This window comes from Candidatus Neomarinimicrobiota bacterium (assembly GCA_034716895.1).
Classification (GTDB): Bacteria; Fidelibacterota; UBA8477; order UBA8477; family JABMPR01; genus JABMPR01.
In genome coordinates, this window is record JAYEKW010000120.1 from 24,288 (window position 1) to 36,706 (window position 12,419).

Here is a 12,419-nt window from a genome sequence, read left to right on the forward strand (position 1 = left end):
TTTGATTTTGTCGGCTTGAGCGCCATTGCCATTACTAATTTCAACGACGGCAGTGGCAGCATTGGTCCACAAGTCGATTGGAACGTTTTTGAAAACACGAACATCTCCCTCCAGGGCAATCTATCCTGGGGTGAAGATGATACAGAGTTCGGACTCCAGGATTGGGGTCTCCGATTACGATTATTAGGTAATTTTTAATGACTGGACACGAATTTCACCGATGGTCACAAATAAACACGAAATAGATTTTATGTTGATAAATGATCAAAGCACGTGTGCCATTTGTCCAGTTCGTGTGACTCGTGTCTAAGTATACTTTACGTTAAGAAAGGATCAGAGATGAGAGATCGCTTGATCAAAAAGCTGGCCGACCTGGCAGTAAACAAGACCAAGTTGATGCTGTGGAGCATTGGGTTAGTTACCCTGATAACTATCGTTCTATCTGGTGGAATGTCTATGACCCCTAAATGGTCAGACATGCTCCCAAAAGGAGATCCGCGAACCATTGAATTCGACCGTATCCTGGAAGAGTTTCAGTCAGCCTCCAGCATTATCGTTGTTGTTCAGGGAGCAGAGACCGACATCAAAGCCTTTGCCGACGATCTGGCTCCTCGCGTTCTGGAACCCTTGACCATCCCCGGTAAGGACAAGGAACCCATGGTCTATGCTCGTCGAGTGGACTACAAGGCCGATCTTGACTTTATGAGACAGCATGGATTTATGCTCATGAAGGAGGATAACCTGAAGAACATGAAGGCTGTTTTTCAGGATCCGGGTCTAACAGGACTGCTTACCAATATTAATAACTCCTTTGAGAAGGAATTTATCCAGCCAGAGGAGCCCATATCCTCCAGAGAAGAAGAAGATGGAGCGCTCATCTTCCTGAATGGGATCAATAGCTGGCTGGGTGAGATGGAGCAGACGCTGAAAACAGGGGCAATCGAGGGCTCTGCTGCCAAAGCGGCCGTGGATAAACTGCTCCTTGGTGAGCCATATTTCCTCTCTTACGACAAACAAGCACTTATAATGAATCTGGTTCCAACCTTCAGCATGACGGATGCTTTCATGATCGTGGACGGAACCGATGCAGTTCAAGCGGTCCTGAATGACGTCCTGAAAGAACATCCCAATGTTCAGGCTGGTCTATCAGGTGCGATTGCCGTTGGTCGAGATGAGATGTACTATAGTACTCAGGGTCTGGAAATATCCATGTTGCTTTCCATGATTGCTATCGGTGCATTGCTCTACATGGCCTTCAAAATGGCTGTGGCACCCGTTCTGGCATTGGTAAACCTGATCATTGGTCTCATCTGGGCTGCGGGACTGGTAGCCATCGTGGTACCCGTTCTCAACATCATGACCGCCATGTTTATGATCATCTTGATTGGTCTGGGAATCGATTTCTCCATCCACGTAATCTCAACTTTTACCGAAATGCGAGCCAGGGGGCTCTCGCTTGAAAAAGCCACTTTGGCTGGTCTGGAGAAAAGCGGCAAAGGGGTCTCCACTGGCGCCTTAACCACTGCAGTGGCCTTCCTGGCGCTGATGATCGGGGATTCACGCGCCATGAGTGAATTGGGACTGGTCACGGCCATTGGCCTGTTAGCCGTCATGGTCTCCAGCTTTGTGGTGTTGCCCACTCTAATGGTTGTTAGAGAACGCCGGTCGGAAGGCAAAAAACTTAAAAAGGGTCTCCCTGTAAAAAATCAAGTGAAGGATATAACATTTACTTCATTGGGGAAAGTAGGTACACTTATCCAGAATAATCCCTGGATTAGCCTGACGGCTGTATTGGTAATTACCGTCCTTCTTGCCTTTTCCGCCAAGGAGATCACCTTTAACCACAACATGATGGATCTTGAAGCTGAAGGCCTGCCCAGCATCATGCTCCAGGATACGGTTCAGGATAAATTTGATCTGAGTATGGATTTTGCCTATCTGGTTTCGGAAAGTGTTGAGGAATCGAGAGCCGTTAGAAACAAAGCCAAAGACTTGCCTTCGGTTGCAACTGTGGACGATATTTCAACCTTTCTACCATCAGAAGCGCAACAGGCCAGACGAATTCCATACATCACAGAAATCAGAAACCTCATGGCCGAAACACAAATATCCGTCTTGTCAGATCAAGATGTAGCGTTAGTCCATCAGGAGGTCGAGCGGTTGGAAATGAATATTATGGAGTTCCAAACCATGGCATTTCTAGGTGGCCAGGACAAGGTCTATTCCCGTTGTACAGAGATCGTTGGGAGCGTAGAAGAGCCTCCAGGTAATACCATCTTCAGTCGGCTATACGATTTACTGGCTAAGGAAAAAGGGATCCTGGCAGAACGACTCAATGTTTTTCAGGATAGTTATGCTGACTACTTCACTGCCAGCGTACTTAAAATGACCAATACAACACCCATAACCCTGGAATCTCTGCCGGAATCTATTGTTGATCGCTATGCCAGTAAGGATAGATCATTGTTCCTCACAACCGTCTTGCCTTCGGGTAATATCTGGCAGAACAGACTTTTCCTGGATCAGTTTGGTCGTGAGCTAGAATCGATTAGCAAGCGCAGTACCGGGATGCCGCCTATCATGCGTGCTTTGTTCGATATCATTGCCCGGGATGGACGAAATGCCGCAATGCTAACCCTTGTGTTGGTGTTTGTTATTCTCTTGATCGATTTCAGAAGCTTTAAATATGCCTTTATTGCCATGTTGCCTCTGGCCATTGGCGCTGTCTGGATGATCGGATTGATGCAAGTTTTCGGCTTCCAGCTAGACATGATGAACGTGATGGCCCTGCCCTTGATCTTGGGAATTGGTATAGATGACGGGGTACATGTTGTTCATCGCTGGCGAATTGAGGGTCCACGGTCAGCCCACCTTGTGTTTTCCAGCACGGGGAAAGCCGTCCTGTTAACATCTCTCACAACCATGTTGGCCTTCGGGTCCATGATGTTCTCCCCCTTCCGTGGATATGCCAGCCTGTCTTACGCCCTGATCTTTGGGGTCGGTGCGTGTTTTCTAACCACAATTATCGTATTACCAGCTTTTATGGGTTTAATTGATCGAGTCAAGACAAAATAGACTTTACCAAAAACAATATCGAGTTCAGCCACTGAAAAGTGACTGAACTCAAAACAGGAATAGTTCATACTTGTGTCTCTTCATTAAACAAAAGTCAGGAATACTCTCTTTTGAATTTTGACAAAGCTTATGTGATCAGTCTTAAGCAAAACCCTAAACGTCGGAAACATTTCTACAGGTTTGCCAAACGAGCTCAGCTTGATGTAGAATGGTTCCCGGCTATCTATGGGTTAGATGTTGATATAACAGATTATCACCGTCGCGGCTATCTTTCAAATGATTTTGAGTTGAGAATGGCCGGCAGTTTGGGAACGCTCCTCAGCCATATACATGTTTGGGAAAAGATCGCTGCAGATCCTGATTGTAAAGTGGGCTTGGTCTTTGAAGATGATGCCATCATAAAGCGCAAATTCATGAACAAACTGGAAAAGATCGCTCTGGATCAGCTCCCTGGCGATTGGGATATGTTTTGGCTGGGCTGGCACAAGCTGGATTGCAAACCCATAAACGAGCTGGTTGGCTCTCCGCGGATGAACACTAAAAAACGAAGCGTCAACTCCGGGCATTTTGCCTACTTAATTAAATCATCCAGTGTGGAAAAAATGAAAGCGCTGCTCCTGCCCTACAATAATCGTAATTCAAAGGATGTAATTCTTAGGAAGAAATTCGATCAATTCAAAGCGTACTTTCTTTTTGATAAGATCGCCACAACGCCTCTTATCGGGTTTGATTCCACCCGGAAAAACATCAATGACCCAGACCGGATAAAAAACCGGCCCATCAAACTTCTGATACAGAAACTTCGTCAGAAGATCCTGGGGTGATATTGTTCCATTATTTGATTGGGTTCGAAACCGCGGTGAATATTTTGTCCCCTGACAATAATGAATTTACCAATAAAGGACCCATCAAATGTCACAACAATGGAACACACCACCAAAATTAAAAATCGATACTGATAAAAACTATACGGCAGAGATCGTAACCAACAGGGGCAGTATGACTTTGAAGCTTTTTGCCGAACACGCACCGAAGACAGTCAATAATTTTATATTCCTTGCCAGAGAAGGGTATTATGATGATGTGAAATTTCATCGTGTTATTGATGATTTCATGGTACAGGGTGGCGACCCAACGGGCACGGGTATGGGTGGACCGGGCTATCAATTTGAAGATGAATTTGCCAATAATCCCTTGCGTCACATCGACAATGTAATTTCCATGGCCAATGCAGGCCCAGGTACTAACGGCAGTCAATTCTTTATCACCCACGGCTCAACTCCTCATCTCGATGGCCGCCACACAGTTTTTGGTAAGCTTACAGCTGGTCTTGACGTATTGAACAGCATCCGCCAGGATGATGTCATGGAAAAAGTGATCATAACTGAAGGTTAATACCATTTATGGATCAACCCATGCGCTGACAGAACCGGAAAAATTCCGTCGTTCTTGATCAAGTCACAATTTAAGGTTCGTACCGACTGACTGCCCGTAAGCCCCATTTTAAGGGCAACCAGGTGTAGAGTGTTGTCAGAACCACTATAGCTCCTACGGTAGCGCCAATGATCATGTTTGATCCGTTTGATTGGTACAGATTGATCACCAGGATCAATGCGGTTACCGAAAAACCCACATAGATCAGACTAAGCATCACAGTAATGATGCCCCCATAGCCGCTGCTGATCTTCATGGGATTACTCTCGTTAAACTGAGCGTAAACCGCACCTAATCCAAGGGATAAACTAATCAACGCCAGACTGGTCATCAGTAAAAACCCACTGGACAGGATAGACACCTCCATCTGCTGATCCAAAAAGAAATTTGAAACCAGAGCCACCACCTCAGTTGTGGTGAAAAGGACAAAAAAGGCAACCCAGAATTTTTCAATAAATAGACGCTTCATGGAAAATGGCGACATTTGCAGTATCCAGAGGCTCCGCCCCTCCATACTGATCATGGGATAAACAAAACGAGCGGTGAGGGCGGCCAGGATGAACCCGGTAAAACCAAAATTAAAGATGTAGACCGTGGTTCGCCAAAATGATGGTAGTTCTGAAAAATGTATTTTTCCTCGGGAGAGATTGATCAGGTAAATTGCTATAAAAAAGCCCATCATCAAAAACTGAACCCATTGCTGGGGGGTTCGTAAGAACTGAATGATATCTTTTGATATCATTGCTTTTGTTGGACTGCGGATTCCCGGCCAATCTAGGGTAAACACTCGGCTTAGAGCCTTCTTCTTTTCTTTTTTTCCCTGTGTTTCCATGATCTGATAACTGGCAAAGTAGGTCTTTCCAGCAACCCAACTAATGATTTCCCAACCCAGGGCAGCGGTGCTCACAAACAAAGCTGAAAAGAAGAGACGTTCCGTCCAGAGCACACTTCCGCTTCCCTGAAAAAGCTCACTTAACCAAAAACTGGGAATAAACGGAAAGGGCTGATGGGATAAATTTGATAGATATCGTCCCAGGGCTCGAAAGTTACCCATATTGCCCGTCAGGATAGTGTTCTGTTGACCAACACTGAAATACAGGTAAAACAATCCTGTGAACAGCAAACCCAGCAAAACAAAGATGGTCCGCATCTTCCAAAAGCGTGAGAGCCAAACCAGGAAAAGCAGAAGCAGTCCAGCGGAGACCGTGGCAATAAACAAAAAGGGTAGTATCCCGGTAAAAAACACAATGCCGTACTGGGGAAACGACAAACCCTGTAGCTCACCGTATGCCAGGGTTAGAGGAATTCCTATAATAAGTAAGGCCCAGGAGCTGTAGACCAGGTTCTCGATGAACTTCACCCGGAAAATCTGAACGTCTTCCAGGGGCATGGTCATCAAAAAGGCCACCTCAGGTGAGCGATAGAATGTAGAAAAACCGGTGATCAGATTGGATAGAACCAACAGGTAAAAAATAATGGACCAGCCCAAATAGAACAGGCGCTCCAGGAAAACCTCTCCCAGCTCTCCCTGGCGGATCAAAAATTGTCCCCCGCTTAAAAACAAGCGATATCCACCTAGAATAAGTGCCAACACAATGAAACTGGAAACCAGAATCTCCAAGCGCTTTTTCTTGAATACCCCCGCGAGAAAACCCCGCATGCTTTGCTGTTTAACCCGAAATAGGAGTTGGGCTTTTTGGGTAACTATTGAATAACCTCTATTCTATATTTCAATTTTTAGTGGCTCCTGTCAGGAAATTGACGGTCCGGTCAAACCCGCGCACCGCTGCGCGCCTCTTCCTCTTCAACGATTCGGAGGAAACGTTCTTCAAGATTTTCCCGGTCGCCGGAAACAGAGCGAAATGATTCTACGGTTCCGACTCCCAGAAGTTTTCCACGGTTGATAATGGCAATTCGATCTGATAGCTCTTCTGCCACCGCCAGGTTGTGGGTGGAAATGAACACAGTCACACCACTCCGGCTGCGTTCTTTTAGCATATCCTTAATAATTCTAGCTGTCTTGGGATCCAGGCCAACCATGGGTTCATCGATGATCAGGATCTCCGGTTGATGTAAAAACGCCGAGGCAAAGGCCAGGCGCTGTTTCATTCCTTGTGAATATCCTGAAATTCTATCTCCTAACCACTCCTGCATAAATAAACGCTCTGTAAGTTGCTCCTGCTCCTGCTTAATGAGGGTATTATCCATGGAGTACAATTGACCCACCATCATTAACAACTCCAGGCCAGTCAAATGTTGGTAGAGAAAAGCTGCATCTGGAACATAGCCAATGATCGACTTGACTTTCCGGGGCTCCTTTTTAAGATCAAAGCCACCCATTTTAAGCGACCCTGAAGTAGGTGTCATCAATCCCACCATCATTTTTATGGTGGTGGTTTTTCCGGCACCATTGGGACCTAAAAAGCTAAAGAGCTCACCTTTCTCAACATGTAACGAAAGGTCATTTACAGCTAAAGTGGTTTCAAATTGTTTATACAGCTGGGTCAGTTTTATCATTTCAAGTTCATCTTCTTCTACACTTTTTGGTTATTGTATCTATGAACCATCCAAACATTTGGTTCTGTATAAATCCCACTATCGTTTGCTATATCAATTTTAACTGTCGTTAAAGCGCTTGAAATAATGTATGTGCTACTTGATTGAAAAGATAATCCTGTCCAATCCTGCCACTCCTTAACACGCCCGCTAATCTGCATCGATTGTGGGCAGATCTTCATGATTTGGGCACCCAGTCTTTCATGAACCCTAATCCAGGGGTCAAAACATTTATCATCCTTTTGCCAGCCGATGTAAGTCTCCATAGACAGCAGTGGATAATCACATTTTTGGCTCGGGCGCACTGGAGCAATGAGCTGGTCAAATCCGGCATGATGACCTATTTCCTTCATGATCCTGACCATGAGGGAGCTCAGGCCAACACCCCGTTGATCCGGAAGTATTTGGATAGCCAGGGCACAGAGGAGGTTCGGTGACTCATCACTTGTCATACCTGATTCCAGAGCCCAGTCCCAGCCCTCATCAGGAAGATTCTGAAGCTCACCTGTCCAGTGGACCGGTATACTGTTTCCCACAGCAACCCACTGATGGGATGTCTTGTTGAGGAGCGCGAACTGGAAATTGGCAAATTTATCATTCAGAGTGTACCAGTATTGATTGGCAACTTCATCATGCAGCATAAACTCCGGCCAGGACACCAGGCTTACTTCGTCTGCAGCATCGACAAAACCTTTAACTTCTCCTGCTGTCACAAGCTGAAGATCGCGTTTTTCTAGTTCTGTGTTCAGGGTAGAGGTGAGCATCAGGTTAGATCCTGGAGTGGGAATTGAAGGCGGGTCATTCAGATTGTTTTTCTGCAGACAGCTTGCTTACCATGAATACGTGTATCTTTTTATCCTCTTCCATGATATGGTTAACGACCCATTTATTCACTAAGTAACGAAAGTTGCTGAGAATATCAGCCATATGGTGAGCGCTGGTTAGATATTGGTTCATGTCGGCCACAATAGCTGCATGCTTTTTATGATGATCCTCATATTCCGGATAAGCCGAGTTCTGCATGAATTCCTCTTCCCGGGTAAAGTGATATTTGACATAATCATACAACTCGCGGATCGCCTGCTTTATTTCTTCAACATCACGATTTGGACGATTCAGTTCCAACACCCGGTTTGCAATGGCTAATAAGGTTTTATGGTCTTCGTCTATCTGACCATTGTCGATCTGCATATCTTCGGTCCACTTGAACACAATACCTTCCTCCAGCAATTAAGTCTGGAAGATAATACTTTTGACTGTTATTATCCAGAGGTGTCATTGATTATATTCACTGCTAAATAAACTTCAACATGCTGCGACTATCCAATTCCCGCCATTTCTGAATACTCAGCATATTTATCCAGTACAATATTGCGAATTCTCGCATGGATTCCTTTTCGCAAGTGGGGATCATGCTGGATCAGAGTAAAGGCTGCTTTACGAGCCTCTTTTAGAATATCTCCATCCCATAGAATATTGGCAATTTTTAGAGCTGGCAATCCAGATTGCCGGGTGCCAAAAACATCTCCGGCACCCCGCAGGCGGAGATCTTCTTCTGCAATTTTGAACCCGTCAAGGGTTTCCACCATAATGTTCAGGCGATCCAGGGAATCAGGACTCATTTTCCGATGGACCAGGACACAGACCCCGCGATGTTCTCCTCGACCGATCCGCCCCCGAAGCTGGTGTAGTTGTGCCAAGCCAAACCGCTCTGCATTCTCAATGAGCATAACGGTGGCATTGGGAATATCAATTCCCACCTCGATCACTGTGGTACTTACCAACAACTGGATCTCATTCCGGGAAAATGACTGCATAATGGCATCTTTTTCATCAGAGCTCATTCTGCCGTGGAGCAAAGCCACCTTGTATGCGTTAAATTCAGCCTTGAATTTTTCGTAACCCAGAGTGGCTGCTTCCAAATCGATCTTTTCAGATTCCTCAATGAGTGGATAAACTACAAAAGCCTGCCGTCCCGCTTTTAGTTCTGACTGGATGAATTCGTGAACTTTTGGCAGGATGTGCACATCCACCTTGCGGGTGATGATCTTCTGGCGTCCGGCGGGAAGTTCATCAATAATTGAAACTGCCAAGTCACCAAAAAGGGTCATGGACAATGTCCGGGGAATGGGTGTGGCAGTCATGACCAATACATCAGCCTCAGTTGCTTTTTCCAACAATTCGCCTCGTTGCAATACCCCAAATCGATGCTGTTCATCAATAACCACAAACTGCAGATTTTTAAATTGCACCTTTCCCTGGATCAGAGCGTGGGTTCCAATGGCCACATGGTAATAGCCTTCCTTTAGAGCTTTGCGCAGATCCCGCTTCTGGGTCACCGTTTGAGAACCGATCAATAACACTACCCTGATCGGGGTTCCATCAAAAAACTTGACTGCATTCTTGAAGTGTTGTTCTGCCAGAATTTCAGTAGGAGCCATAATAGCTGTTTGATAGCCATTTCCAGCAGCAATGGCAGCCCCTAAAAGACTGATTACCGTTTTTCCGGAGCCCACATCCCCCTGTAATAAACGATTCATGGGGTGGGACGATTTAAGGTCCTCCCAAATCTCATTCATGACCCGTTTCTGGGCTTTGGTCAATTCAAAGGGTAGCTTTTCATATTGAGAGGCCATGTATTCACCAAAACCATCGAACCTGTTTTGTTTAACGGTTTCAACCTGACTCTGGCGGCGCACTGCCAGCAATAACTGCATAAAAAATAATTCGTTGAATTTGAGTCGATGCCGGGCATTTTTCAGAGCCTCCATGTTAGGGGGGAAATGGATGTCCCGAACAGCTTCACCAAGACCCATCAATTTGAATCGCCCCAATAGCTCTATGGGCAAAAATTCTTCCAGGCGGTTTTCGATACCTTCCATGAGGGGACGCAGGAGTCTTCGAAATCCACGGCTGTCCAGCCCGGCTGACTGCAGCTTTTGACCAGAGGGATAAAGGGGAACAATGATTCCAGTGTTGATGGGGTTGGTGCCTTCTTCAGAAAGAATATCAAAGTCCGGATGAACCATCTGAAAGCCACCATAAAAATCGACTTTACCGCTGACTGCTACAACATCGCCTTTTTTAAAGCGTTTCTGGATCCAATGAGCACCATTGAACCAGCGACACTTCAAATACCCCCTTTCATCCGCCACTACCATTTCAAAATAGGAGCGTCTTTTGCCGCGCCGCATTTGGCTTCCGCTGACCTTCCCCACGACAGTGGCACTGGTATCTCTACGAAGATCTGTTGTAAAGGTAACGGTGGAGCGATCGAGATAACGCCGGGGAAAGTGTTCCAGGAGATCACCCCGCGTGAAAATACCAACCTCTGCCAACGCCTCGGTCTTGCGTGATCCAACCCCCTTCAGGGAACTGATATGAGTTTCAAGGTTCATATAATTTCAATTTAAGAGCGAGTTTGTAAATCGAAACTGTGAATTTTGCTTATTGCCTGAAACACAGAGTTATCCAAAATATCTTTTTCACAGATTTACGCAGATCAGCACAGATTATAGTCTTGCTTGGCGAATCACCTTGCGTGCAGTCTGAACTAAGCATTTTTTTGGCTTTGCCATTGATTCTTCAACTGATTCTGCAACCTCACTAATACTATAAACCGAATCAATTCCATGCTCAAACACTGCTTCGAAGCCCGCCCTTTTTGTACCAACTATGGCAATCACCGGAACGGAAAAGGATTTGGCGATTCGGGCAACAGCTACTGGTAATTTGCCATGGATGGTCTGACTATCCATACAGCCCTCCCCGGTGATGACCAGATCGATAGCATTTTTCTCAAACAGCTGTTTAAACCCGATCCAGTCCATGACCAGGTTTGCTCCCGAGTGCATTCTTCCATTCAAAAAGGCTAACAGGCCAGCACCAAAACCACCTGCGGCACCAGCGCCGGAAATTGCGGACACGGATCGCTCAAAATGTTGCTCCACTACTGTGTTAAAATGTTTCAAAGCATGCTCAAGACCGAGAAGTGCCTTTGGGGCCGCTCCTTTTTGAGGGGCATACATGTAGGTTGCACCAGTGCTGCCCAGGAGTGGGTTATCTACATCAGAGGCAATCAGAAATTCAACATTATCCAGCAGTATATGCCGTCTACTGATATCGATATGCTCCACTCGGGCTAACTCGCTGCAGCCAAAGCCAATTTCAACACCTCGCTCATCTTTAAACGAAAAGCCAAGAGCCTGCAGTGCGCCGACTCCATAATCATTGGTAGCACTGCCACCGATGCCCATAATGATCCGTCGACAGCCTTGTTCCAGAGCATTTTTGATCAGTTCACCGGTTCCATAGGTTGTCGTAATATCGGGATCTCTTCGATTATCTGGAACGAGGGTCAAGCCCGAAGCTTCGGCCATCTCGATCACAGCGGTTTGCTCATCTCCCAGGATACCATAATGGGCTATAATCGGCTCCCCCAATGGATCACTGACCTCCAGAGAGATATAACGTCCAGATGTATTCAGGACAAGAGCATCAATGGTTCCTTCGCCGCCGTCGGCCAAGGGGGCTTTGATCACTTTTGAATCAGGTGACTGCTTCAGAATTCCCTTTTCAAGGGCGTCACAGACATCCCTTGAGCTAATCGACCCCTTAAAGGAATCGGGTGCAACAATAATGGTGAACCCTTTTTTCACTTTAAACTCTCATTGAAAGACAGCTCAAACCATCATCCAGTTTCTGAAATTCCGACTGGTCATGAATGATCACCTCATTTTGCGGACGGGTTGAATTGTTGGAGAGGTCAGCTACGCTGGTAATGTTCTGACTCAAGGTTGTACAGCCTGAACAGAGTGTAAAAATTGTTAAAATGAGCAAACCGATTTTGGCTCGTTTTTTCATTTGTGAACCCTTCTAACCTGCATTATTCATGAATTATTGCCACGAAGACACTAAGTCACGAAAAGTATTAAAGTTATGAACAAGGTCATTTTAAACAGTATTATTTGCATCTGTGAGTGATAATTTTTGATAAGCATATATTTTATTTAACTTTGTGTCTTGGTGACTTAGTGGCTATGAATTATTTAGGCTAAAGATCGTCATGCCTACAACACTATTGTCTGCTTTCTGTATAATACCATCTTCAGTTCTAAAGTAGCCATTAAATCCAAAATATTTTTCTTTTTTACGATCTTTAAATGTGAAGCATAGCCTAAGCTATGGTGAGCATTTTAAGTGAAGTAAAAATGGAAAAGATGCAGGAGTTATGGCTAATTTGGAAGTGAAACTGGTATAATACCCTCTTCACCTCTAAATGCGCGATAAATTTTGTCTCAGGTAGAAAACACTATTTATGTCGAGTAGACCTGTCACCACCACGCGTTAGCATG

The 12,419-nt window shown here is 45.4% G+C and carries 11 protein-coding genes; 4 read left to right on the forward strand and 7 right to left on the reverse strand.

Features of this window, described 5'->3' with window-relative positions:
• The 4 genes from U9Q77_07730 to U9Q77_07745 all read left to right on the forward strand — a co-directional run.
• On the forward strand, positions 1-198 hold a 198-nt coding region (locus tag U9Q77_07730), incomplete at its 5' end, for a hypothetical protein (protein ID MEA3287249.1).
• 141 nt (positions 199-339) lie between these two features.
• The gene (locus U9Q77_07735; protein MEA3287250.1) at positions 340-3,075 is read left to right on the forward strand and encodes an MMPL family transporter; all 2,736 of its coding nucleotides are present in this window, start codon (positions 340-342) and stop codon (positions 3,073-3,075) included.
• A 110-nt stretch (positions 3,076-3,185) separates the two neighbouring features.
• Entirely contained in the window at positions 3,186-3,899 is a 714-nt protein-coding gene (locus U9Q77_07740; GenBank protein ID MEA3287251.1) for a glycosyltransferase family 25 protein, read from the forward strand.
• An 88-nt stretch (positions 3,900-3,987) separates the two neighbouring features.
• Entirely contained in the window at positions 3,988-4,470 is a 483-nt protein-coding gene (locus U9Q77_07745) for a peptidylprolyl isomerase (GenBank protein MEA3287252.1), read from the forward strand.
• Between the two features lie 70 nt (positions 4,471-4,540).
• On the opposite strand, the gene U9Q77_07750 is transcribed toward U9Q77_07745, so the two are convergent.
• The 7 genes from U9Q77_07750 to U9Q77_07780 all read right to left on the reverse strand — a co-directional run bounded on the left by U9Q77_07750 (position 4,541) and on the right by U9Q77_07780 (position 11,928).
• Positions 4,541-6,169, reverse strand: a complete 1,629-nt coding sequence (locus U9Q77_07750) for a hypothetical protein (protein MEA3287253.1) — start codon at positions 6,167-6,169, stop codon at positions 4,541-4,543.
• A 110-nt stretch (positions 6,170-6,279) separates the two neighbouring features.
• A complete protein-coding gene (locus U9Q77_07755; protein ID MEA3287254.1) occupies positions 6,280-7,026 on the reverse strand; it encodes an ABC transporter ATP-binding protein in 747 nt (248 codons plus the stop codon).
• 17 nt (positions 7,027-7,043) lie between these two features.
• Complete coding sequence (locus tag U9Q77_07760) at positions 7,044-7,829, reverse strand: GNAT family N-acetyltransferase (protein MEA3287255.1); 786 nt, start codon at positions 7,827-7,829, stop codon at positions 7,044-7,046.
• 34 nt (positions 7,830-7,863) lie between these two features.
• Positions 7,864-8,277 (reverse strand): hemerythrin family protein, encoded by a 414-nt coding sequence (locus U9Q77_07765; protein ID MEA3287256.1) that lies wholly within the window; start codon positions 8,275-8,277, stop codon positions 7,864-7,866.
• Positions 8,278-8,384: 107 nt separating this feature from the next.
• A complete protein-coding gene (recG, locus tag U9Q77_07770) occupies positions 8,385-10,463 on the reverse strand; it encodes an ATP-dependent DNA helicase RecG (GenBank protein ID MEA3287257.1) in 2,079 nt (692 codons plus the stop codon).
• Between the two features lie 114 nt (positions 10,464-10,577).
• A complete protein-coding gene (locus tag U9Q77_07775) occupies positions 10,578-11,723 on the reverse strand; it encodes a glycerate kinase (protein ID MEA3287258.1) in 1,146 nt (381 codons plus the stop codon).
• A 1-nt stretch (position 11,724) separates the two neighbouring features.
• Positions 11,725-11,928, reverse strand: a complete 204-nt coding sequence (locus U9Q77_07780) for a hypothetical protein (GenBank protein MEA3287259.1) — start codon at positions 11,926-11,928, stop codon at positions 11,725-11,727.
• Positions 11,929-12,419: the final 491 nt, after the last annotated feature.